The sequence below is a fragment of the Pseudomonas sp. NPDC089530 genome, assembly GCF_050280705.1.
Classification (GTDB): Bacteria; Pseudomonadota; Gammaproteobacteria; order Pseudomonadales; family Pseudomonadaceae; genus Aquipseudomonas.
On sequence record NZ_JBNNVU010000027.1, the window covers coordinates 34,344 to 58,292 of the forward strand.

Sequence of the window (23,949 nt, forward strand, 5' to 3'; positions counted from 1 at the left end):
CTGTTCAGATCATGGGGGCAGGTCCCGAACGCCGGGTCGAGCAATGGGCTGTGTCCGGGAGCACACCTGTGCGAGCGAACCCGAGCGAGGCCCGGTGGCTCAGCCATTCCCGGCGGCTTTCAACCAGACGGAAAAACACCAGCCGCTGTTCTGCGTCGCATCCGCGAAACCCATTTCAACCCTGGCCCCCGCGCGATCCGCGATTGCCTTGACGATTGACAGCCCGAGGCCCGAACCGGCTTCGCCGGACCCCAGGCTGCGATAGAACGGATCGAATATCCGCGCCCGCTCGTCCTCTGCGATACCCGGGCCCGAGTCCCTGACCTGCAGTCGCGCGCTACCCTGTATCAGCTCCACGCTGAGGTCGATGCGCCCGCCTTCGGGGGTATAGCGGATGGCATTGTCCACCAGGTTCTTGACCAGGGTGAACAGGTCCATGTCATGGATGATGACCTGCGTATCCTCCGTCCCTTCAACACCGATATCGAGGTGCTTGCGTTCTGCCAGCGGCAGCAGGTCCTCCAGAACCCGCCGATAGGTTTCATGCACCGAAACCCGGGTCTGCGGGCGGTCCGCGGCGAACTGCGCGGCCGCCAGGCTCAACAGCTGGTCGATCAGCTTCCTGCCACGCTCGATGCCCTGGGACAGTGGCAACAGGCGCTCGCGGGCCGCCGCCGACATTGGCGTGGCCGCCAGGCGTTCGGCTTGCAGGGACAGGGCGGTCAGGGGGGAGCGCAGTTCGTGGGCCGCATCGGCAACGAAGCGGCGCTGAGTGTCGATGGACTGGGCGACGCGTGCGAGCAAGCGGTTGATGGCGACCACGAAAGGCCGGATTTCAGTGGGCAGATGGTGTTCGTCGATCGGGTGCATTTCCTGCTCGGCGCGCTGGTCGATTTCCGCGGCGAGGGTGGCAATGGGACGAAACAGCTTGCGCACCAGATCGCCGACCACCAGCAGCAATACCGGTAGCAGGATGAAGAAGGGCAGCAGGCTGCGCCAGGCGCTTTCGCGGGCGTCCTTGTCACGGGCGCCGACTTCCTGGGCGACGGCAATGCGTTCGCCCCGCGCGGTGGTCCTGACCAGCACGCGAAAGGCCTCGCCACCGACACTCAGGGTGGACACGCCATCCGCCAGGGTCGTGGGCAGGGGCAGGGGGATCAGCTCGTCGGTATTGGCCGAGGCTTTCCTGCCGTCGGCCAGGTATTGAATGATGACCCGGGACTCTTCGTCGTCGCCCTCCAGGGCTTCGCCGGCGGGGTACTGCAGGGTCATCCGCTGGCGGTCGAACAGCGTGGCCACCTGGCGCAAGGTATCGTCCTGCAGTTCGTGGGCTTCGTCGAAGGCGGACGCGAAGGCGAACACACTGGCGGCGACGGCGACCAGCAGAATCACCAGTGACAGGGCCACTGATAGCCGAAGTTGCACCGACTCGCTCAGACGTTTTTTGAAACCATCCATCCCATTCCCCTGACGTTCTTGATCACGTGGCTGCCCAACTTGCGCCGCAAGGCATGAATCAGGAACTCGATGGCGTTGCTTTCCACTTCGTTGCCCCAGCCGTAGAGGCGGTCTTCGAGTTCGCTGCGCGAAAGGATCGCCCCCGGGCGGATCAGCAACGCCTGCAACAGGGCGAATTCGCGGTTCGAGAGTGCGACGCCGTGGCATTCCGCAGTGCTGGCCTGTTTGGAGACCAGGTCCAGCGACACCACGCCGTTGTCGAGCAAGGGCAGGGCAGTGCCGCCCTTGCGCCGCAGCACCGCGCGCATGCGCGCCAGCAGTTCGGCCATGTCGAAGGGTTTGAGCAGGTAGTCGTCGGCGCCGCCATCGAGGCCGCGCAACCGGGCATCGAGGCTGTCTCGGGCCGTCAGGATCAGCAGGGGGACGGGGTTGTTGCGGGCGCGGATGGTGTCCAGTACCTCCAGGCCGTCCTTGCCGGGCAGGCCCAGGTCCAGCAGCACCAGGTCGTAGGGGGGAGTGTCCAGGGCGGCGAGGGCGGCGAGGCCATTCTTCACCCAGTCGGCGGCGTAGCTCGCATCGCTGAGCGCACGCTGGATCGCATCGCCAATCATCGGGTCGTCTTCGACCAACAATATCCGCATGTCCGTCTCCGGAGAAAAACCGGCACGGCGGTCATGACCGCCGTGCCTGTAGTGAAGCACTCGAGCCGTTGTTTGTCCGCTCTCCCTAGGGGTTGCCCGCCATCGACGCGAAGGCCTTGAGCAGGTTATCCATGGCGGCCTTGCAGTCTGCCTGGTTCGGGCTGCTGGCGCGCAAAGCGTCCAGGGCGCGGTCAATGGCCTTGTCCACGACATGCCAGTCGCTGGCGGCGCGGGGCTTGATCCCGGCTTCGGCGGAGTCCCAGGAGGTTTCCAGGTCCTTGATCCGGGCTTTCGCGCCAGGCAGCTCGTTCTTGTCGACCAGGGCGGCGACCTCGGTGGCGATGTTGCGGAATTCGGACAGGTCGCCGAGTTTCGAGCCTGCCTGACTCTGGGTGCCGACCGCCCCCGCAGGGGCATTGGCAGGCTTGTCGGCAGGTTTCGAGCAGCCGGCGGCGATGCCCAGCAAGCCGATTGAAACGACGATGAGTAGCGGGCGAGCAAGAGGTTGCAGGTAGCGCATGATGAGGTCCTTGTTGGGCGGTCGAAGTGTCACTGAGTGAGAGCCTTGCGATTACCGACGCCGATTTGCGCGGCGGCCACCAGCAGGACAATCACGCAAAGAAACAGGGCGCTGGTCCAGGTCGCTCCCATGCCGAGTCCGCCGTAGGTCTTGGCCTGTGTCAGCAGGTCGCCGAGGGAGGCACCGAAGGGGCGGGTCAGGATGTAGGCGATCCAGAAAGCCAGCACGGTATTGGCCCCCAGGCGCCAGGCCACCAGGGTGGCGGCGATCAGCACACCGAAGATCACCGCGCCGAGGGTGAAGCCCAGGCCCAGGGCCTCGGTCGCCAGGTCGCCGGCCGCGGTGCCGAGGGCAAAGGTGCAGAGCACTGTCGTCCAATAGAACCACTCGCGCCGTGGCGTGACGATTTCACGAATCGACAGGTTGCGTTCCATCCGGTACCAGACCAGGAAGTTGAGGGCCAGCAGCACGGAGAACATGGCCGTGCTGGTGTAGAGGCTGACATCCAGCTGGTCGGTGAGAATGTCGGTGATTTGCGTGCCGACGATGCTCACCAGCACCACGGTCAGCCAGTAGATCCAGGGAGTGTAGGCCTGGGTGCGGCGCTGGCAGAACAGCGCGATGGCCAACAGCAGTGCCATGCCAATGCTGGTCCAGCCGGCGCCAAAGCCGGCATCGACCGCGAGGAAGTCGGCGCCGGTTTCGCCGACGGTGGTGGACATGACCTTGATGACCCAGAAGGACAGTGTCACCTCGGGCACTTTGTTCAGCCAGCGGGCTGCTGTGGCATTCATCTGTATGACCTCTCCGGTGTCGCGCCCTGAATGGCGCAGGGGAGAAGGTACGGGACGAAACTTAGCTGGAACTGAGGGGCGCTCAATCCATCAGCACATGGGCATGCCCCACTGTCAGCAGCCGCACCGCACTGCCGGCGGCGGGCGCCTGCAGCCCGGAGCTGCGCACCAGCAGCGGGCGCCCGGTGGCGGCGTGCAGCTCCACGGTCAGGGTGCAGGTGTTGCCGGCGAAGTCGCGCTCGATGACCTGCCCGTGGCAGCCGGAGGCGTCCGGTTCGAACGGGGCGAGCTGCAACTGTTCGGGCCGCAGCATGATCCGCGCCGTCTGATGAGTGGCCTGGCTGTTGACCGGGATCCGCCCCAGGTCGCAATGGGCCCAGCCCGCCTCGATGCTGGCGGGCAGCAGCACCGCATCGCCGAGGAACAACGCTGTCTGCTCGTCCCGGGGATGCTGGTACAGCTCGATCGGATGGCCGCACTGCACCAGGCGGCCGTCGCGCATGACCGCCAACTGGTCGGCGAAGGACAGGGCCTCGCCCTGGTCGTGGGTCACCAGGATCGCGGTGATGCCGGCGTCGCTCAGCAGGCGCGCGACCATCTTGCGCATCGCTGCGCGCAGCCCGGTGTCCAGGGCCGAGAAGGGCTCGTCCAGCAGCATCAAGCGTGGCCGTTGGGCCAGCGCCCGGGCCAGCGCCACCCGTTGTTGCTGGCCGCCGGACAGTTCATGGGGCCAGCGCAGGGCCATCTCTGCAGGCAGGGCCACGCTGTCCAGCAGCTCGGCGATACGTTCCTGCCGGGCACTGCCCTTGGCCGCGAGGCCGAAGCCGATATTGGCGGCAACCGTCATGTGCGGGAACAAGGCCCCGTCCTGCGGCACATAACCGATCAGGCGCTGGTGCGCCGGTACTTCGTGAGTGCTGTCGAACAGCGGCTGGCCGTTGAGCGAAAGGCTGCCCGAGTCGGGAAATTCGAAGCCGGCAATCAGCCGCAGCAAGGTGGTCTTGCCTGAGCCCGAGGGGCCGACGATCACCGTTCGACTGCCCGCGGGCACCGACAGGTCGATGTGGTCCAGGACCCGTTGGGCGCCGAAGGATTTGCAGATCGCGTTGAGTTCGAGGGCGTTCATCGGCCGGCCGTGCGTTTGGATTGGTAATGGATGATCCCGGTCAGCGGCAGCGACAGGGCAATCATCAGCAGCGCATAGGGGGCCGCCGCCGCGTAGTCGATTTCGCTGGTCATGGCCCAGAAGCCGCTGGCCAGGGTGCGGGTGCCGTTGGGCGCCAGCAGCAGGGTCGCGGTCAGCTCGTTGCTGATCGCCAGGAACACCAGGGCGGCGCCCGCCGCCGCGCCCGGTGCGGCCAGGCGCAAGGTGATCGACCACAGCACCCGGCCAGGGGAACGGCCAAGGCTGCGGGCGATGTTTTCCAGCTCCACCGGCGCCTGGGCGATGCCGGCACGCAGGCTCACCAGGGCCCGGGGCAGGAACATCAGCAGGTAGGCGAGCAACAGGGTGAAGCTGGTCTGGTAGAGCGCCGGGACGAAGTGAATGCTCACCGTCACCAGAGCCAGGGCGACCACGATGCCGGGCAGCGAACTGGTGATGTAGTTGCAGCCTTCCAGCAGCCGTTGCAGGCGCCCGGGCTGGCGGACCGACAGCCAGGCGATCGGCACCGCCGCGCAACTGGTCAGCACCGCGCCGGCGACGCCCAGCAGCAGGGTCTGCTCCAGGGCCGGCAGCAGTTCGTCCAGCCGCCAGACCTCGCTGCCGCCGGCAACCAGCCATTGGCCCAGGGTGAGCAGCGGCACGCCCAGCGCCAGCAGGCACGTCAGGCCTTGTAGGCCGAGGGCGAGCAGGGTGCCGACGGGGCCCAGGCGCACAATCGTCTGCACTCGGGGGCTGCCCGAGCCGACCCGGGCGTAACGGGCATGGCCCCGGGCCGCCGATTCGCCGCAGAGCAGGGCCAGGCAGCACAGCGCCAGGACCGCCGCCAGCATGTTCGCCGCGGGGCCGTTGAAGGTGGATTTGAACTGATCGAAGATCGCCGTGGTGAAGGTGTCGAAGCGGATCAGCGCGTACAGGCCGTACTCGGCCAACAGGTGCAGGCCGACCAGCAGCGCGCCGCCGCAGATCGCCAGGCGCAGCTGCGGCAGCACCACCCGGAAAAAGATCGCCCAGGGCTTGAACCCGAGGGATTGGGCGACGTCTTCGATGGCCGGGTCGAGCCGCAGCAGGGTCGCGGCCACCGGCAAGTAGAGAAACGGGAAGTAGGCGATCACCGACACCAGCACCCCGGCCGGCAAGCCGTGGATCGACGGCACCAGGCTGACCCAGGCGTAACTGTGGACGAAGGCCGGCAAGGCCAGGGGGGCGACCGCCAGCAACGACCACAGGCGCCGCCCCGGCAGGTTGCTGCGCTCGGTCAGCCAGGCCAGGGTCACCCCCAGCACCACGCACAAGGGCAGGGTGATCGCCACCAGCAGCAGGGTGTTGACCAGCAGTTCGGCTACCCGCGGGCGGAATACCAGGGCTTCGATCGCTGTCCAGCCGAGCTGCCAGGACACGCCGAGCACGAAGCCGATCGGCAACAGCGCCAGCAGCGAAACCAGGACCGACAGGCCGATCACCCACAGGCCCCTGCGGCCCTTGAACAGGCCGCCCAGGCGTCTGGGCGAGCGGGCGGGCGTCGACGTGGCGGCACCCGCGGGCAGGGTTTCAGGCAGCAATCAGAGCAGTCCGGCCTGGGTCATCAATTCCACCGCTTTCTTGCTGTCGAGCTTGGAAGCATCGAGCTTCGGTGCGTCCAGCTGTGCCAGCGGCACCAGTTTCGGGTTCGACTCGGCGTTCTGGCCCACGGCGTATTCGAACGACTTGCCGTTCTTCAGCACCGCCTGGCCGTCCTTGCCGGTGATCCACTGGATGAACTTCTGGGCTTCTGCCGGGTGTTTGCTGGAGGCCAGCACGCCACCGCCGGAAATGCTCACGAAGGCCCCCGGGTCTTGGTGCTTGAAGTAGTGCAGGGTGGTGTTCTTGCTGTTTTCGCCGGTCTTGGCCTGGTCGACGAAGCTGTAGTAGTGGTAGATCAGGCCGCTGTCGACCTGGCCGGCGTTGACCGCCTTGAGCACCGCGCTGTTGCCGCGGTAGAGGCTGGCGTTGGTCTTCATCGCCTTGAGCCAGTCGAGGGTGGCGGCCGGCCCCTTGAGCTCGAGCACCGCGGCGACGATGGCCTGGAAGTCGGCGCCGGCCGGGGAGGCGGCCCAGCGGCCTTTCCAGCTCGGCGAGCCGAGGTCCAGCAGGGATTTAGGCAGGTCGGCTGCGGCCAGCTTGCTCGGGTTGTAGACGAACACCGTGGAGCGCGCGGCGATCCCCAGCCATTTGCCCTGGGCCGGACGATAGGCCGAGCCGACCTGTTCCAGGGTGCCCTTGTCGATCGGCGCCAGCAGGCCGGCGTTGTCCACCAGCACCATGGCCGGCGAGTTCTCGGTCAGGAACACGTCGGCGGGGGACGCGGCGCCTTCCTGGACCAGCTGGTTGCCCATTTCGGTGTCGTCGCCGTTGCGCACTGTCACCTTGATCCCGGTTTCCTGGGTGAAGCCTTCGACCCAGGCCTTGGTCAGGCTTTCGTGCTGGGCGTTGTAGACCACGATGCCGTCGGCGTCGCTTGCGGCATAAACCTGCCCGGCAGCGGCCAGGGCCACGACCAGCAGGGCTTTGCTCAGAAAGGAAGGGACACGAGGGATCATGCTGATGGCGCTCCTGTTTGTTGGTTTTGGCATGCGCGGACGCCTGGGCAGGCGCTCGAATGAGTCTAGGTCAATAGGAATCATTTGCATGTTTGGCGGAGCGAGAATGTAGAGTCGCGAATGAGAAAAAAACGTTAAAAAAATGCAGGCCGGATGTCATTTGGCCTGCGGCCGGATGACCCAGGTTACCGGGGTCGTCCTGTCGACGACCCCGACCGGGAGCTGCCCCTTGGGCCGTCAGGGCACCGGGGTAAAGATCGGTTCGTCGCGGTTTTTCAGCAGCACCACCAGGAACTTGGCTGGCTGGGTGCTGCTGGCATTGCGGCCGACCGTGTGGACGTCGTCCGGGCCTTCGTAGAAGGTCTGGCCCGGCGTCAGCGTGACCGACTGGCCACCCTGTACCCCCATCACGATCGACCCCTCCAGCACATAGATGAAGCCATGGGCATTGTGCCGATGCACCGGGTCCCCGCCGCCCGGTGGGTATTGCACGGTGATGATCTCGGCTTCCTTGCCGGGATAGTCCGCCAGCGCCTGGGTCAGCAGCGGGGTCACCTTGGCCGGTGGCAGCGCCTGCTGGGCGCTGGCGTGGCCGGCGGTCAGCAGGAGCCCCAGGGCGAAGATTCTGAAGATGGACATGTTGTGCTCCTTGGTGGTCGGTCCGGTCAGTGGGTTCATGGTTGGGGCGCCGCGGCGCAGCCCCCCGCCCATAGGTCGATGCAGGCTCAGGACAGGCCGGACTTGTCCACGCCGAAGGCCTTGTCGTAGGTGCCGGGCACGACCTGGAAGCCGACGTTGACGCGGTTCCAGGCATTGATCGACATCACCAGGAAGGTCAGGTCGGACAGCTCTTTCTCCGACAGTTGGCTGCGCACCCGTTCATACAGCTCATCCGGTACGCCCTGGGCGGGAATCTGGGTGAGGATTTCGGTCCAGGCCAGGGCGGCGCGTTCGCGCGGGCTGAACAGCGGCGACTCGCGCCAGATGGCGACATGGTGCATCCGCAGCGGCCGCTCGCCGTGGATCGTGGCCTCCTTGACGTGCATGTCCACGCAGAAGGCGCAGCCATTGAGTTGCGAGGCCCGGATATCCACGAGATCGCGCAGCGACTCCTCGATGGCACCCTGCTTGAGGGCGAGGCTGAACTCGACGAACTTCTTGAACAGTTCGGGGGATTGCTTCTGGTAATCGATACGTTGGGTCATGGCGAATGTCTCCAGGTGAGGGGTACGCAGGGCGGTGTTCAAGCCGGTGAACGGGTGAGCCAGTTGTGGAAGCGGGTCGGGCCGATATGCGCGTCGCCGCCGGCCACCAGGGATCGATCGTTCAACTCGTTGCCGAAGTAGCGGGCATGCACGTCGGCGATGACCGGGCGCGGGTCGTGGCGCGCGGCGAGGAACTTGCGCGCCAGGTCGTCGAGGGGAAAACGATCGGGACCGCCGATTTCGACGATGCCGTTGACCGGCGCCCCGACCGCGAGATCGGCCAGCAGCGCCGAGACGTCGTCCGCGGCGATGGGCTGGATCAGGGCCGGCGACAGGCGAATGGTGTCGCCGTCGGCCCCCGAGTGGACAATGCCCTCGATGAACTCGAAGAACTGCGTCGAACGCAGGATGGTGTAGGGCACCTTCGAGGCTTCGATCAGCTCTTCCTGAGCGACTTTGGCCCGGAAGTAGCCGCTTTGCGGCAGGCGTTCGGTGCCGACCACGGACAGCGCAACGTGGTGTTCCACGCCAGTGGCGGCTTCGGCCGCCAGCAGGTTCTGACTGGATTGGCGGAAGAACTCCAGGACGGCCCGGTCTTCGAACGAGGGCGAGTTCGCCACGTCGATCACCACCTGGGCCCCGGCCAGGGCTTCGGCCAGCCCCTGGCCGGTGACGGCGTTCACCCCGGTGCCGGGCGAGGCCGCCACGGTCTCGTGTCCGTTCAGGCGCAGCCGGCTGACCACGTTCGAGCCGATCAGCCCGTTACCACCTATCACGACAATTTTCATGTCCCGCTCCTCGGTTGCTGGTCGACCCTCTGGGTGGCGTCGACCGATGGAGACAGCGTGCCTGGCGGACGCGCGCAAGACTTTGCCGGAACCTTGGGTTTTCCTTGGATTTGGCTTGGCGGTTTGTCCAGGAACCCGTGCTATAAAAAGCGTTCGCTTGACCACCCATAGTCGACCGGGCCGTGGGCGGCTGCCCGCGTGCGCGAGCCCGGGACAGGAGCCTTGAATGCTATTGATGTTTGCCGACTGCGTGCTCGACCTGGACCGGCGGGAGCTGCTGCGGGCCTCCCGGGTCGTCGCCACCGCGCCCCAGGTGTTCGACCTGCTGGCCTACCTGGCGCAGCACCGCGAGCACGTGGTCAGCCGGGACGAGCTGATCGCTGCGATCTGGACCGGCCGCATCGTCTCGGAGTCGACCCTGGCCAGCCACATCAATGCCGTGCGCAAGGCGGTCGGCGACAACGGCCAGCAGCAGAGCGTGATTCGAACGGTCGCGCGCAAGGGCTTCCGCTTCGTCGCCGAGGTCAAGTCGCCGGACGCCGCCGGCAGCGAGCCCGTGCCGGCGCTGCCAACCGCCACGGGCGCGCCGGCCTTGCCGGCCAAGCCGTCCATCGCGGTCTTGCCGTTCGTCAACCTGAGCGGGGACGAGGAGCAGGATTACCTGGCCGATGGGGTGGTCGGGGACATCATCGCGGCGTTGTCGCAGTACCGTTGGCTGTTCGTCGTCGCGCGCAATTCGAGTTTTACCTACAAGGCGCGCACGGTGGACGTGAAGCAGGTCGGTCGCGAACTGGGCGTGCGTTATGTGCTGGAGGGCAGCTGGCGCAACGCCAGGAACCGGGTGCGCATCACCGCCCAGCTGATCGATGCGAGCACCGGGGCCCACCATTGGGCAGGCCGCTTCGAAGGCGTGCTGGGAGACATCTTCGAACTGCAGGACCAGATCACCGAAAGTGTGGTCGGCGCCATCGCGCCAGAGCTCGAGCGGGCAGAGATCGAGCGGGCGCGGCACAAGCCCACCGAAAGCCTCGACGCCTACGATTATTACCTGCGCGCCATGGCCAAGCTGCATCAGGGAACCCGGGACACCATCGATCAGGCACTGCCGCTGTTTCACCAGGCCATCGCCTTCGATGCGGATTTCGCCTCGGCCTACGCCATGGCGGCCTGGTGTCATTGCTGGCGCAAGGTCAATCACTGGATGAGCGATGGCCCGCAGGAGACGGCCGAAGGTGTGCGCCTGGCGCGCCGGGCGGTGGAGCTGGACAAGGGCGATGCCGTCGCGCTCACCCGCAGCGGCCATGCGCTGGGCCATCTGGCCGGCGACCTCGAAGGGGGCATCGCCTTGCTGGACAAGGCGCTGGTCCTCAATCCGAACCTCGCGGCGGCGTGGTTCCTGGGCGCCTTCCTCAGGCTCTGGCACGGCGAAACCGATGCCGCCATCGATTACTTTGCCCGCGCCATGCGCTTGAGCCCCCTGGACCCCGAGCTGTATCGGATGCAAGCCGGCATGGCGGCCGCCCACCTGTTTCTGGGGCGTATCGACATGGCCACGTCATGGGCGGAAAAAGCTACGCGGGAGCTGCCGAGTTTCCTGTTGGCGGCGGCCGTCCTCGCGGCGAGCCATGGGCTGGCCGGCCGCCAGGCGCAAGCGCAACAGGCGATGGCGCATCTGCAGCAGCTCGACCCGACCTTGCGTCTGGCCACCCTGTGCGATTGGTTGCCGATCCACCGGCCGGAAGATCTCGCCCAACTGGTGGACGGCCTGCGCCGGGCCGGGCTGCCGGAGTAAGCCGGGCGGGAGGCGTGCCATGGAGGCCTTCGGGACTGGCGAAAAAAAGCCACTCGAGGCGTGGCTTTTGCAGTGGCCCGGGGGCGCATCGGGCGCCCGGCAGGGCGTTGCGGTCAGGGTTTTGGCGGTGGCGTGAAGGTGCCGGGGCAGTACGCCGCAGCCCCATAATTCTGGCTCCTTTTGAGGACCAGATCGAGGTCGGCCGCCTTGTTGAAGTCGTAGGAAAAGATCCCGAGCTCCGGGTCGAAGAAAAACAGATTCAGCGTGTTCTTGTAGATGCCCATCGCGTGTCCGCCGACGGTCACGGAGTGCCCATCGGCGGACACGAAGAGGAAGTTTCCAGCCTTCAAGGCCTGCAGCGAGGCCAGGGTGGTCGGCACCGGGGGAATGGGATTGAAACTCGAAGTGGAAAGCAGCAGGGGAGGCAGCAGTTCAATGAACGTTCCTCCCTTTTCCACTTGATCCTGCAGGGCGTCGCATTGGTCCGGCGTCAGCTTCAACGACTGGGCCAGGCCGCTGTTATCGATAGCCGCCAGCCACTTCATGCTGGCCGCCTCGCAGACCCCCTTGGGGTGCTTTTGGGTTTTGTTGACCCATTTGACTAAGAGTGTTTCGCTCATGGCGTGCTCCTTGCGCTGTCTCTGTCCAGTGGTCCGGTTCATCGGATACCTGTCGTCCAGCCCCGGTTTTCCCTGGGCCTCGAGACGACCTGTTGAGGTATAGGACCGGTTCCCGGTCGCAACAAGCGCGGCGCCAGGTCGGGGCGATGAGTGGTGGCGGGCGTCAGGCCCCGACCATCCATTTGGCCAGGCCGTGCCGGCCGCTGACCCCGAGCTTGGCGGCGGCGCGCTTGAGGTAGGTCTCGACGGAGCTGTTCTTGACACTGAGCCGTTCGGCCACTTCCGGCACGGTGCCGCCGGTCAGCAGGCCCAGGCAGACTTCTTTTTCCCGGGCCGACAGGTTGATGTCGCCCCGGCACAGGCGCTCGTTGAATTCCCGTTGCAGCGGCGATTGCTCAAGTGCCGCCAGGGGGCAGTCGGGCACCTCGCCGGGCTGGTTCTGGCGCGCCTGCCGGTTGATCTGGGCATGGCGCTCCGCCAGCGGCAGCAGGGTTTCCGAGAAGCTCTTGAGAAACGACAGCTCAGCCAGGGAAAAGGGCCGGTGCGCAGGGGGGCGATGGAGGGTGATGACGCAGCGGCGATTGGCTTTGCGTGACACCAGGTTGCACTGGTGGGAAAGGTTGCGCGGGTACTGGCTGGCGGTCTTGGCGTTCATCTGGATCAGTAGCGAGTCCTCCATCTCGACCAACTGCTCCAGGAGCGGATGACCGTCCTGGTACTGCGGCGGCCCGACCGGCAGCAATTCCTCCTGCTGGTCGGCGCTGCCCAGCGCCTTGACCTCGAGCAGGCTCGCCTGGCGCTCGTCGAGGGTCCATTCGCCGAGTTCCACCCGTTGCACCGGCACCAGCTTGTCCACCAGTTGCAGCAGTTTCGTGGCGAAGGCCCCGTGGCCGGTGCTGGAAATCAGCTCTCCCAGTTCGTTGTAGAAATGTGCGCTGTCGATGCCTTGAATACGGCTGTCTCGAATACTGCGGGTCAGACTCATATCCTTATCATCCTTGATGTAGACAGATCGTCGAACGGTTGGCGTTGGCGGTTGCCGGCGACGCTCGAAGCGCCCCCCGTGGCCGGGATTTTTTATTTGATCCCGGGGGTTTAGCCAGCGTCAGTCACTGAAAGCGGGGACATAACCTGCCATAAAAAAACGCGCCGGGAATTTGGCGGTTTTTCGGGTGAGGGCCGGTTTTTCGCCGGGGGGCGATTTTCTGTTGTAAATTCAAGTGTTTGATTTTTATAGGATTTATATTTTCTGAAGAGCGTTGCGCAATCGGCGCCAACCTCGGCTCGTGGTGGATTTCCTACACGCTTTTAAGCCTTGGAAACGGGAATCTTTAGCGACTCCGTGCGTGTTGGCCGGCCAGAACCCAGGCCTTCGCCCACGGCAAGCGTGGGCGGGGGCCGGTTCGGGGAAAGGGGCTGTCCGCGTGGGCGGGGGCAGCGGCCGGGGTCGCCGGAGCGGGTGGGTCAGAGGGTGCTGCCGGGGTTCGCGGGGGCGCTGCTTTCGTCCGGGGAGTACATCCAGCGCAGCAGCGAGTGACGCCCGCTGATGCCCATCTTGATCGCTGCCCGCTTGAGATAGCTTTCGACGGTGTGCACCTTGAGTTGCAACTGCCCGGCCAGCTCCGGGGCGGTACGCCCGGCGAGCAGGCCGACGCAGACCTGCATTTCCCGCTCCGACAACTTGAGCCCCGACTGCTGCAGGCGGGCGGCGAAGCGCAGGCGCAGGGTCTCCAGGCCCTGGGGCTCGAGGCTGGCGCTGTCGGGGTGGTCCCCGCTGGCGTCCTGGGGCTGCAGGGCGGCCAGGTGTTTTTCCACCATGGGCAGCAGCAGCGGGGAAAAGTCCTGCAGGAGGATGCGTTCCTGGGGCGAGAAGCTCTGGGACTGGCTGGAGCGGTAGACCGAGATCACGTAGCGGTAATCGTCCTTGTCGCAGGTCAGGTGCACTTGCGCGGCGCTCTCGACGGGGCGCGACGCGGGGGCCTGGCCGGACGGGCTCTGGGTGGAGTCGCTGTAGACTTCGTCCCGGGCATTCCTGGGCCGGGACTGCCCCTCGGCGTACACACGCATTTGGGTGATATGGGTGGCGTCCACCGCCAGTTGGGTGCGTATCAGATCATGCAGCATGCGCGGAAAACTGCGACTGCCGGTGCTGGCGATGACCTTGCCGATGTGGGGGAAAAGCAGGTGTGAGTTCATTGTTTCATCCATGAGTTTCGTGTTGCGCGACACTTGTCCTATTGGCGACTCGCGCGGTGAGACGGTATCTAGAGCGTCCCGCCGGATTCGGCGCCGTCTCGTATCCTAGTACAGGGTTCGGGTGGCGGTTTGATGAAATATCGCAAAAAGCCCGGGGCGGAGCGTTTTCCTGACGCGGCGCCGGTGCCGGAGCCGGGTCCGGACCAGGGGGAACTGTGTCTATCCTTTTGGGTGGTTTCAAGGTGCCACTGTTTGGCGTTCGACAGTATGGACAGGTGCAACAGGGCAGGGGGCACGTCGAAACCGGGGGGATTGGCCCGGATCGCCCCGGGCAAGAAAACGGACCCGCCAGGACGGCGGGTCCGGCGGGGCTCAGAGTTTTGGCAACTGGCCGACGCGGCCGACCATTTCGGTGACGATCTGCAGGTCCAGCAGGAACTGCTCGGTGGTCTTGAACTCGCTGTCGGTGTGGCCGGTGTACTTGAGTTCCGAACGGGCCAGGCCGAACTGCACGCCGTTGGGCAGCTCGTGCACCGAGGTGGCGCCGGCGGAGGTGCCGAACTTGTGCTCCATGCCCAGGTTCTCGCTGGCCGTCGCCAGCAGCGCCTTGACCCATTCACCCTCGGGGTTGCGGTACATCGGCTCCTCGATCGAGTAGTCGAAGTTCACCGCCACCTGGGACTTCTTGCTCCAGGCCGCCAGCTTGTCGGCGATTTCCTTCTGCAGCACCTCCGGGGTCTTGCCCTTGGGCACACGCAGGTTGACCGCCAGCTTGAAGGCCTTTTCATCCTGGGCGACATAGGTCAGGGAGGTGGTCAGCGGGCCCATGAAGGCATCGCTGAAGCCGACCCCCAACTTGCCGCCCAGGTAGTCCAGGCCCCAGTTGTCGGCGGCGTAGCGGGCGGCGTCGGTGATCTGGTTGTGCTTGAGCGCGACCTTGCCGTCCAGGCCGTTGATGAAGTCGAGCATGCGCGCCACCGGGTTGACCCCGGTTTCAGGCTCGGAGGAGTGGGCGGACACCCCGGTGACCGTCAGCTTGACGTCCTTGCCCTCGACCTTGGCGCTCACGCTGAAGTCGCCGCCATGGCGTTTTGTGTAGTCGGCGCCGGCCTGTTGCAGGCTGGCGGCCAGCTCGGCGGGTTTATCGGTGACCAGGGTGGCGACCGAGGCGCCCGGGATCTGGTTGGTGGCCAGGCCGCCGGTCAGTGTGGTGATTTCCGCGCCTTTGCCTTCGGCGGCGCGCCGGGCAAAGCTGGCCATCACGGTGCCGTAGCCTTTTTCGGCGATCACCACCGGGTAGCTGCCGTCCAGCGCCAGGTTGTAGTTGGGCGTCGGGTTGCGTTCGAAGTAGTAGGGGATGGCGTCGCCGCTGGTTTCCTCGGTGGTGTCCACCAGCAACTTGAAGTGGCGCGCCAGGGGCAGTTTTTCTTCCTTGATGATCTTCATCGCGTACAGGGTCACCACTATGCCGTTCTTGTCGTCTTCGGTGCCGCGGCCGTACATGCGGTCGCCGATCAGGGTGACCTTGAACGGGTCGAGCTTGGTGCCGTCCTGCAGCACCCAGTTTTCCGGGGTCACCGGCACCACGTCGGCATGGGCGTGGATGCCCACCACTTCATTGCCGCTGCCTTCCAGGGAGATCTCGTAGACGCGGTTGTCGATGTTGCGGAAACCCAGGTTGAAGTCCTGGGCCAGGTCCTTGATCTTGTCGGCGATCTTGTGGAACTCGGGGTTCTCGTGCTGCGGCACGCCTTCGACGCGCACTGTCGGGATCGCCACCAGGTCGATCAGGGTGTCGGTGGCGGCCTTGCCGTATTTCACCCGGGCATAGAGGCCCAGCAGGCGATGGATCTCGTTCTGCTGTTCGGTGGACAGGGTCTTGTTATCGAGAAAGGCCGTGATGGCCGGGCCGAGGTTGGCGCTCTTGCCCGCTTCGCTCTTGGCCAGGGTGCCGAGGAACTGGCGGAAATCGCTGACCGAGGCGTCGCCGAAGCTCTTGAGGATCGCCGCGCTCTGCTGTGGGGTGATATTGGCCTGGGCGGCCGTGGTGTACGCCGACAGGCCGGCCAGCATCAGGGTGGCCGCAGCCAGTTGCTTGAGGGAGAAGTTCATTGTGGATGGCATTCCTTTGCAAAGGGATAAGAAGTATCGACCCCAGCCAAACTAACACCGAGCGGGTCTGGATCGGGAGTCCCAGAAGTGGGATCTGTCGCACAGAACAGTAAAAGCGGCGCACAAACGCAAAAGCCCCGGGACGCGTCCCGGGGCTTGCCCTGTGTTGCCCATTCCCCCGATGGCGCTATTCCGTCTGTAGCAACAGATGCACCTCGATGGTCGGGTTGCCCATCAGCTTCTGCGGAAAGCGCTCACCGACGAAGTGCTTGTTCACGGGCTCGACCCAGACACTCAGCGTGCCGCCCTGGATGACGCTCAGCGGCAGTTCGAAATCGAAGTGGGCGATGGCGTTGGCCACGCAGTTGGCACAGGTCTGGACCGCCACCGGCTGAAACAGTCCCCGGGAGGCGATGGTCTTGCCGTCCTTCTGCAAGTGCACGGTGAAACTGCCGGGGATCTTCAGGCGATTGATGCCGTTGACCCGCACGTTGATCCGGTCGCCCTCGACCTTGAAACTCTGGTTCGCGGCGACCAGGCGGCGGGTCCTGGGCAGGAAGCCCGGCGTCGAGACCGAGACGGGAGACTGATAGTCGATGCCCAGCTGGTTCAGCGAGTCGATGGTCGTGAGGGTGCTGAGTTCCGGTGGGTTGCTGGTGAACGGGTTCAGGGCCTGCAGCGCGGTATCGGTGAAGATCTGGTAGCTGATGGGGTCGTTCGTTTCGTTGATGGTGGTCAGCAGGCCGTGCAGGTCGGTGGCGACCATCTTCTTTTGCCATTCCCAGAACAGGCGGTCCCAGTTGCAGTGGAAGAACCAGAACACCGGGTCGAAAGCCGCCACTTCCTGGTTCTGCATGGTCGGGCCGATCGAGTTATGGCCACTGTCATGGGCGGCAATGATGGTGTTGTAGGCGGCATCGGACCAGAAGCCGTGAAAGTCTTCCCAATCGGTCTTGGACATGGCCCGGTAGACGTCATCGGTCACACCGTTGGTCAGCAGTCTCTGGGCGATCTCTTCATAGGGAAAACGGCTGGTGACATGGCCTTCCGGGTAGCCGGGGCCGATCGCCTGCGGCAGTACGTATTGGTCGAAGGGTGGGCTCTTGAGCACGTCGGGGAAGGGGGTGGTGATGTCCCAGTAGGGCAGGGTCACGCTCTCGCAGCCGGGCACCGATCTCAGGGCGTTTTCGAAGCTCACCAGGTACGCCCGGTGCCAGGGGTTGTAGCCCGGCACATGGTGCATGCAATAGGTGTCCGGCTCGGGGAACCAGTGATAGCCGGCCTGGACGAAATAGCTGTTCGGGTCGCTGGGCGGCTTGGCCACTATGGCGCTGAAGGCCTTCTTCAACAGCGCAAGTTCACTGTTGGAGAGCGTGGTGATGTCCTTGCGGATTCTCGCGGCGGGCGTCGTGGTGCTGAGCCAGGAGCGGGCAGAGAACTCCATCGGGGCGCCGGGGGCCAGCGGCGTGCCCTTGGGGTAGCCGTTGTTCATCCAGTTGAGAAAGGTGCTCACCCAGTCGGGGGACCAGGGCGTGTCTGGCGGCATATTGCCCCCCGCCACCTGCTGGTAGATGCTGCCGGCGTGGTTCACCACGCTGTCGTAGCTGGCAAGGTCGAGGCCTTGTGCGGCCATGTGGTTCTGGTCGCGGGTGGTGAACATGTCGCGGATCTGTCCATACCAGGTGGGGTTGGTGACCGGGGCGGTGGTGGAGGTAAGTGTCATGGTCGACTCCTTGTCGTGGTAACCGGGCCAGGTGGACGTGGCACGGATCAGTGCTGCAGGGGGGGCGGAGGTTGATGGGCGGTGTGCTTCATACCCGCCATGCCGACACCGCCGCCGATGGCCTTGATGTCGGGAACGATCTGGATATTGGTCATCATGCCGCCGTCTTCGTGGTCGAGGATGTGACAGTGGATGACGAACTCGCCGATGTAGCGGTCGTAGTGCGTGCGCACCAGGACCTGATAGTCGTTCTGCACGAAGAGGGTGTCCTTGAACTGGCGCCACATCCCGCAGTACTGGTTCTGCAGGCCCAGTTCGTCGGGGGGCATCAGGCATTCGCCCTTGGGCCCGAAGATGCTCTTGGGTGTTTCGCCGGGCTTGGCATGCAGCACGTCCATCACCTGGAACGGATTGACGTGGATATGAAAGATGTGGGGCTCGCCCTGGGAAGTCAGGACCCAGTCGTCCGTGCTATTGACCTGGCGGGTGAAGTCGATACGGTCCGGGTCGTAGGACTTGTAGTTGATGTAGAAGCCGAACGGGCCGGTCCAGGGCTCTCCCGGCTTGCTCGGCGGCGTGGCCGGCGGCGACGGCGGGAAGGGCGGATGGCCGATGAAGAAGTCGGCCTTCTGGAGGTCGTCGTTGACCACCGCGTCCTTCAGGTCGTCCATGCCGCGCCAGGGGCTCAGGTCACCGTTCTTCAGGCCTTCCAGGGCGGCGGCCGGCAGTGTTTTGTCGGCTTTGTTGGCCTCGTACAGCGCTTGCTGGATATAGGCCTGCGGGTCCTGGGTCACGGGGCTGCCGCCGGTGACTATGACGGTGGCCAGCAACTGGGTTTCGTTCGGCCCCTGGCCGCCCGGGCCGCCGTGGGGGCCGGCATTGGCGCGCTCGGCGGGGGTCGCCGCCTGGTTCAGCACGCAATAGGTGCCCGCGCTGGGGAACATCAGCAGCACATCGCTGCGATAGCCGGGTTGCAGGAAGTTGCTGCCGATGCCGCCGCTCACGCTCTTCTGGTTCAGGCCGATGGGGCGGATGGCGGCGCGCGTGAGGCCGTCGGCGGCGATTTCGAACTGTGGCACCAGTTCGACCGGCTGGCTGCCGTCCGGCACGGTCGACGGGCACAGCACGGCAAGTGCCGCGGCCTGTTCCTTCGGCGTACCGCCAAGCACTCCCTTCAAGGCCAGCGCGGCTTTTGGCCCGTCGGTCTGCATGGGCACGATCTGCAGGTTCACCGTGTCGTGGATCCCCCCGTGGATAAAGCGCCAGCGCTGTATTTCCCCCGCGGCGATGCCGCCGAGGGTCGGCTGGACCACGCCGTTGATGCTGGTGAAGCGGCCGCTGTCGTCCCAGACGGTGGGTGAGCTCAGTTGCGCACCGAAGTCCTCGACCACGCCGATCTTGCCGCTGGGGCAGGTCCAGGTACCGTCCTTGTCGGTGATGATCGCGCCCTTGTCGTCGAAGCAGGCATAGGGAATCTGCTGGAACAACAAGACCTGTTCGGGAAGGGGCTGGCCCGCGGAGTTCTTGAGGATGGTGTCGATATCGCCCGGCTTGCCGCCGGTATAGGGGCGCTCGCCGCGGACAATCAGCGCGCCGGCCGCGCCGCTGGCCACTTGCAGCGCCGTGGAACCATGGCGGTGGGCGTGATACCAGAAGGTGCCCGAAGGGTGGTCGGACGGGATGTTGACCTCGTACTCGAAGCGGGTCTGCGGGGCGATATTGAGCAGCACGTTGTCGCTGTTGCCCGAGGGCGAGACGTGCATCCCGTGGTAATGCAGGTTGATGGTGTTGAAGCAGCCCGGCTGGCCATTCGCCGGATCGCTGCCGCCCGGACAGCTGGGGTCGTTCTTGTCCAGCTGGTTGTCCAGGTGGATGCGCAGGGTATTGCCCGGGCGCACATCGATCAGCGGGCCGGACAGGCAGCCGCCATAGGAGCGCAGCTTGACCCGGTCCATCGCGCCATCGGGATTGCCCGGGTTGTAGATGACGTTCTCGCGCTTCTGCACCTGCAGGCTCAGCTCGACGGTCTGACCGTCGCGGGTAATGTCGCCGGCCGGGTTGCAGCCGGTTTGCGCACCGGCTAGCTCAGTGCCCGGCTGCGTGCCCTTGAGGGCGCCCGGCGCGGCTTTTTCCTGGAGCCTGGGTGGCGCCAGGAATGGCTGGGCGGCCAGTTCGGCGAGTGCCGTCGAGGAGGCCGCACAGGCCATCAACCCGGCCAGGACCCTACACAGCGAAATCATGTTGTTCTCCTTGCACCCTGGTGCGGATTGAGCACGGCGCCTGGTGGCCGTGTGTCCCTTGACGGGCAGATGTCCAAAGGCACTGTCGGTCCTGCAGTGGTTCGCAGGCCCTTACAGCAAGCCTCTGCCCTTGAGTACGTGGGCAATGGTCTCGGCCATGCCGGAAGACGCGCAGGTGCTGCCGTCGCCCGCGGTGTAGACGGGCGGCCGGGCGACAGAGGGATCACCGCTGTCGAAGGGCGGGCAGGGGTGGTACTGGATGTTCAGTTGCACCTGCCGGGCGACCCGTTCGCTGGAAATCAACGAGATGATCTTCAGGGCCTCATCCAACCCCGAGGAGATACCACCACCGGTGACGCGCTGTCGGTCGACGACGTAGCGCGGATAACCGCTGGCCACTTCGATCTGGGGAAAGAGTTTCAGGCAGGCGATGAAAGCCCAGTGGGTGGTGGCCTGGTAACCGTCGAGCAGGCCGGCCGCGGCGGCCAGCAGCGCGCCCTCGCAGACCGAGGCGGCCAGCTGCGCCGCTTCGCCCTGGCGCGCCAGCCAGGCCATGCGCTGCGGGTTGCGCATCAGGCGCTGCAGGTCGTGCGGGTCGCCGCCGGGAATCCACAACAGATCGACCTGTTCGGGGTGTTCATCGAATATCGGCAAGTGGCTGCCCAGAGGCAGGCCGTCCCGGGTGGTGACGGTCGGTCCGTCGAGGGAGATCAGCCGCACTTCCCGGGGCGGGGCATCGGGGTTTTGCCTCGATTCGATCTGTGCCATCCAGTTGAACAGCTCGTAAGGCACGGAGACATCGAGCAGGTCGACGCCGTCATAGACTGGAATTCCAATCAGATACCATCCTGGTGCGGGCATGGTTCCCTCCCTGGGAAACCCCGCGCGGCGAACGCCTTGGCGTTGTCGGGCGATGCAGCTGGCTGTCGATCAGCGACGCGATGCCGGACGGCAAAACCGGAGCTCTGGCTGCCCGGAACCGATCTCCCGATAGCAGCATTTTGGCAGCATAGCCGGCGCCCGCGCCCGCGCAAGGCGATTTCGGCGGATAGCCGCAGCGCTGTGCCCGGGCAACCTCAGAACGCGTATTGCAGGCGAGTGTAGTAGTAGCCGCCGGTGAAGCCGAAGGGCGAATAGCTGCCCCAGTTGTCGCCGAACGAGGCGTTGCTGACGCCGATGTGGTCGGGGTACTGGTCGAACAGGTTCTGCGCGCCCACGGCCACCGTCAGCTGTTTGTCGACGGCGTAGGCCACGTCCAGGTCGGTGATCCATTTGGCCGAGTACTCGCGGTCCAGGCTCGGGTCGCTGGAGCTGTTGACCTCGGTGTAGGTGCCGTAGCGGGTCAACCGCAGGTTGACGTCGAAGTCGCGGATCGCCCAGTCGGCGGCGAAGATCATCTTGCTGCTGGGGGTGGTCTTGGTGAGCAGCGCCCGGGACTGCCGCCCCAGCAGCTGGAAGCCGCTGCCCAGGGCGCTCAGTTGCGCCGGCGTATCGCTGACGCTGAGGATCTGCGTGTGGTTGTAGTTCAGCGCCGCGGTCCATTTCACCGCGCCGTAGCGCTCCAGCTCCTGCCGGTAATTGCCCACCACGTCGACCCCGGAGGTGCGGGTGCTCGCGCCGTTGGTGAAGTACTGCGCGCCAGCGGTGGCGGGCACGCCGATGCCGTCGAGCAGGGCGGCGACGCCGGGGCCCTGGAAGCGTTCGCTGAGCACCAGGCGGTCGCGCAGGTTGATCACGTAGCCGTCCACGGTCAGGCTCAGGTCGTCGCTGGGGGTCAGGGCGAAGCCGAGGCTGAAGTTGGTCGAGCGCTCCGGTTTCAGGGGTTGCGCCCCCAGGGCCTGGGCGCCGGCCGAGTCCACCGGCAGGATCACGTAGTTGTAGGACTGGTAGACGCCGTTGATGGTGTCGAACCCGGTGGAGCGCGCGGTGAAGATCTGGTTGGCCAGGGACGGCGCGCGAAAGCCGTTGCTGATCGTGCCGCGCAGGGCGAACACCGGGTTGAACTCGTAGCGGGTGCTGAGTTTGCCGCTGCGGGTGGCGCCCACGCCTTCGTTGTAATGCTCGTAGCGCGCGGCCACGCCCAGGTACCACTGCTGCACCGGGTAGAAGCCCAGGTCGATGTAGCTGGCGACGCTGTTGCGGCTGATTTTCTGCTCGTCCTCGGGGCTGATGCCGTTGGTCACCTGGGCCCCGGGGTCGGGGCGTTGCCCGGCACGCGGATGCCCGGCGGGAAACACGTAGCCGCCGTCGCTGTAGGAGGCTGCGGAGCCGGCGCGGGTCTCGTAGCTTTCCCGCCGGTGCTCGAAGCCGAAGGCCACGTCCAGGGGCTTGGCCAGGCCGATCTCGTAGCTGCGCTTGAGGTCCAGGTTGCTGGTCAGCTGGTCGGCGATATAGATGCCCGAGGTGAACTTGTTCGGGGTGTTTTCCCCCAGCGACGGGTTCTGGTTGTCGTAGGTGCGTTGCTTGGCGTAGTTGCGCCCGTAGGTGCTGCTCAGGTCCCAGGCCCAGCCGGCGAGGTCGGTGCCCTTGGCGCCGAATGCCGACTGGAAGTCGGTTTCGTTGATCAGCCAGTAGGGGCTGTAGCCGTCGGGGTAGCCGTTGGGGCCGGTGGTGATGGTGTTGCGCCCGTTGGGCAGGCGGAAGTTCTGGCCGTCGTTGTTTTCCCGGGTGGCCAGGGTCGAGAACGAATACAGCGTGAGGTCATCGTTCAGCGGCAGGTCGAGGTTGTAGGCGACATCCGCCAATTGGCTGCGGGGCAGGCCGTAGCCCTTGTAGGTGTGGTGGCTGGCGCCGGCCTCCCGCGGGTCGGGCGAACCGTCGGCCTGGGGGTAGTAGTGGCTGCTGTAGCCGTTGCTGCCGGCCTTGTTGTCGCGCTCCTGGTAACGGGTGTCGAGGGAGACGTTGAGCACCCCCGCTTCGCCGACCTGGAAGCCGTAGTTGAGCGCCTCCTGGGCGGTGCCGCGCTTGCCGTCGTAGCCCTGGCCGAGGGTGGTGTCGGAGCTGCCGCCGGTGCTTTGCTTGAGGATGATGTTGATCACCCCGGAAATCGCGTCCGAGCCGTACTGCGCCGCCGCGCCGTCGCGCAGCACCTCGATATGGTCGATGGCCGCCACCGGGATCAGGTCGAGGTCGCTGGGCGCGGCGCCGCTGTTGATGCCGTTGATGTTCAAGGTGGCGCTGGTGTGCCGGCGCTTGCCGTTGACCAGCACCAGCACATGGGCGGCGGTCAGGCCGCGCAAGGTGGGCGAGCGCACCACGCCGCTGGCGTCCCAGCCGGCGCGGTCGGGCAGGTTGAACGAAGGAATGAACTTGCTCAGGGCCTCCAGCAGGCTGGGCTTGCCCACGGCGCGCAATTGCTCGCCGGTGACCACGTCGATCGGCGTCGGGCTGGTGGTCACGGTGCGTTCGGCGGTGCCACGGTTACCCGTGACCACCACGGTGTCGAGGGTGGGCGAGGCGCTGTCGGCCGCCTCCAGGTTGAGCGAGGCCAGGCTGCAGGCAATCGACAGCGGCAGCAGCAACGGGCCGCAGGCCGGTGCAGTACGTCGGGCGGTTGAGCGCTTGAGCATGAGAGGGACTCCTGAATGTCGGCAAAGGTCCGGGTTATTTCCGGCGGGCGGCGACGGCTTCGATTTCCACCAGGCCGCCGGGCAGCGGCAGGGCCACCACCTGGATCGCGGTGCGCGCCGGCTTGTTCGGCTGTTCGGCGCTGCCGAAGAACGGCGTGTAGCCCTGCTGCAGGCCGGCGAAGTCCAGCTTGCCGCCCTTGGCCGGGTCGCCCACCAGGAACACTCGCAGCTGGATCACGTCGCCCAGGTCCAGGCCCTGGCTGTGCAGCACGCCCTTGAGCTTGTTGAGGATCGAGGTGGTCTGGGTCGCGGTGTCGCCGTAGGCGGCAAAGGAGTCCTTCGGTGCCTGCGGGTCGTGCAGGTCGGCGAGCAGGCCGCTGACGAACAGCAGGTCGGTCTGCGCCGGCACCGCCACCGCCAGGGAGATCGGAAAGTCGGAGTTGGGCAGGGCGATGCGTTTGATTTCATCGGCCTGGGCGGCGCCGGCGAGCAGGGTGGCGGTCATGAGCAGTCCTGTGAGCAGCGTGGTGGTTTTCATCGGTCGGTCCTT

20 protein-coding genes are annotated in these 23,949 nt (G+C 65.7%); 1 reads left to right on the forward strand and 19 read right to left on the reverse strand.

The genetic code is table 11. From position 1 onward, the window contains the following. Positions 1-99: 99 nt before the first annotated feature. From ACQKQA_RS13060 to ACQKQA_RS13105, 10 genes are all read right to left on the reverse strand, one after another. Positions 100-1,458, reverse strand: a complete 1,359-nt coding sequence (locus ACQKQA_RS13060) for an ATP-binding protein (protein WP_427557724.1) — start codon at positions 1,456-1,458, stop codon at positions 100-102. After that, complete coding sequence (locus ACQKQA_RS13065; protein WP_427557726.1) at positions 1,434-2,099, reverse strand: response regulator transcription factor; 666 nt, start codon at positions 2,097-2,099, stop codon at positions 1,434-1,436. The genes ACQKQA_RS13060 and ACQKQA_RS13065 overlap by 25 nt, the downstream gene beginning before the upstream one ends. Before the next feature lie 85 nt (positions 2,100-2,184). After that, positions 2,185-2,619: a hypothetical protein gene (locus ACQKQA_RS13070; RefSeq protein WP_427557728.1), complete on the reverse strand. Its 435-nt coding sequence runs from the start codon at positions 2,617-2,619 to the stop codon at positions 2,185-2,187. A 29-nt stretch (positions 2,620-2,648) separates the two neighbouring features. Continuing rightward, entirely contained in the window at positions 2,649-3,413 is a 765-nt protein-coding gene (locus ACQKQA_RS13075; RefSeq protein ID WP_427557731.1) for a hypothetical protein, read from the reverse strand. Positions 3,414-3,495: 82 nt separating this feature from the next. Further along, positions 3,496-4,539 (reverse strand): ABC transporter ATP-binding protein, encoded by a 1,044-nt coding sequence (locus tag ACQKQA_RS13080; RefSeq protein ID WP_427557734.1) that lies wholly within the window; start codon positions 4,537-4,539, stop codon positions 3,496-3,498. Then, a complete protein-coding gene (locus ACQKQA_RS13085; RefSeq protein ID WP_427557796.1) occupies positions 4,536-6,134 on the reverse strand; it encodes an ABC transporter permease in 1,599 nt (532 codons plus the stop codon). Before ACQKQA_RS13085 ends, ACQKQA_RS13080 begins: the two co-directional genes overlap by 4 nt. Positions 6,135-6,137: 3 nt before the next feature. Then, positions 6,138-7,154 (reverse strand): iron ABC transporter substrate-binding protein, encoded by a 1,017-nt coding sequence (locus ACQKQA_RS13090; protein WP_427557737.1) that lies wholly within the window; start codon positions 7,152-7,154, stop codon positions 6,138-6,140. A 237-nt stretch (positions 7,155-7,391) separates the two neighbouring features. Then, a complete protein-coding gene (locus ACQKQA_RS13095) occupies positions 7,392-7,793 on the reverse strand; it encodes a cupin domain-containing protein (protein WP_427557740.1) in 402 nt (133 codons plus the stop codon). Between the two features lie 86 nt (positions 7,794-7,879). After that, the gene (locus ACQKQA_RS13100) at positions 7,880-8,359 is read right to left on the reverse strand and encodes a carboxymuconolactone decarboxylase family protein (protein WP_427557742.1); all 480 of its coding nucleotides are present in this window, start codon (positions 8,357-8,359) and stop codon (positions 7,880-7,882) included. 38 nt (positions 8,360-8,397) lie between these two features. Continuing rightward, a complete protein-coding gene (locus ACQKQA_RS13105; RefSeq protein WP_427557745.1) occupies positions 8,398-9,147 on the reverse strand; it encodes an SDR family oxidoreductase in 750 nt (249 codons plus the stop codon). 226 nt (positions 9,148-9,373) lie between these two features. Here ACQKQA_RS13105 and ACQKQA_RS13110 point away from each other — a divergent pair, with 226 nt between their 5' ends. After that, entirely contained in the window at positions 9,374-10,939 is a 1,566-nt protein-coding gene (locus tag ACQKQA_RS13110) for a winged helix-turn-helix domain-containing tetratricopeptide repeat protein (RefSeq protein WP_427557747.1), read from the forward strand. A 113-nt stretch (positions 10,940-11,052) separates the two neighbouring features. On the opposite strand, the gene ACQKQA_RS13115 is transcribed toward ACQKQA_RS13110, so the two are convergent. The 9 genes from ACQKQA_RS13115 to ACQKQA_RS13155 form a co-directional block, all read right to left on the reverse strand. Beyond that, the gene (locus tag ACQKQA_RS13115) at positions 11,053-11,559 is read right to left on the reverse strand and encodes a hypothetical protein (protein ID WP_427557749.1); all 507 of its coding nucleotides are present in this window, start codon (positions 11,557-11,559) and stop codon (positions 11,053-11,055) included. Positions 11,560-11,722: 163 nt separating this feature from the next. After that, positions 11,723-12,544: a helix-turn-helix transcriptional regulator gene (locus tag ACQKQA_RS13120; RefSeq protein ID WP_427557752.1), complete on the reverse strand. Its 822-nt coding sequence runs from the start codon at positions 12,542-12,544 to the stop codon at positions 11,723-11,725. Positions 12,545-13,023: 479 nt separating this feature from the next. Further along, the gene (locus tag ACQKQA_RS13125; protein ID WP_427557755.1) at positions 13,024-13,755 is read right to left on the reverse strand and encodes a helix-turn-helix transcriptional regulator; all 732 of its coding nucleotides are present in this window, start codon (positions 13,753-13,755) and stop codon (positions 13,024-13,026) included. Between the two features lie 372 nt (positions 13,756-14,127). After that, positions 14,128-15,867, reverse strand: a complete 1,740-nt coding sequence (locus ACQKQA_RS13130) for a dipeptidase (protein ID WP_427557758.1) — start codon at positions 15,865-15,867, stop codon at positions 14,128-14,130. Positions 15,868-16,054: 187 nt separating this feature from the next. Further along, positions 16,055-17,590: a tyrosinase family protein gene (locus tag ACQKQA_RS13135; RefSeq protein ID WP_427557760.1), complete on the reverse strand. Its 1,536-nt coding sequence runs from the start codon at positions 17,588-17,590 to the stop codon at positions 16,055-16,057. A gap of 47 nt (positions 17,591-17,637) precedes the next feature. Beyond that, positions 17,638-19,830: a multicopper oxidase family protein gene (locus ACQKQA_RS13140; protein ID WP_427557763.1), complete on the reverse strand. Its 2,193-nt coding sequence runs from the start codon at positions 19,828-19,830 to the stop codon at positions 17,638-17,640. A 111-nt stretch (positions 19,831-19,941) separates the two neighbouring features. Continuing rightward, positions 19,942-20,691, reverse strand: coding sequence for a DJ-1/PfpI family protein (locus ACQKQA_RS13145; protein WP_427557766.1), 750 nt, complete (start codon positions 20,689-20,691; stop codon positions 19,942-19,944). A 215-nt stretch (positions 20,692-20,906) separates the two neighbouring features. Beyond that, entirely contained in the window at positions 20,907-23,399 is a 2,493-nt protein-coding gene (locus tag ACQKQA_RS13150; protein WP_427557769.1) for a TonB-dependent receptor plug domain-containing protein, read from the reverse strand. 34 nt (positions 23,400-23,433) lie between these two features. Continuing rightward, the gene (locus ACQKQA_RS13155; RefSeq protein WP_427557772.1) at positions 23,434-23,937 is read right to left on the reverse strand and encodes a RidA family protein; all 504 of its coding nucleotides are present in this window, start codon (positions 23,935-23,937) and stop codon (positions 23,434-23,436) included. Positions 23,938-23,949: the final 12 nt, after the last annotated feature.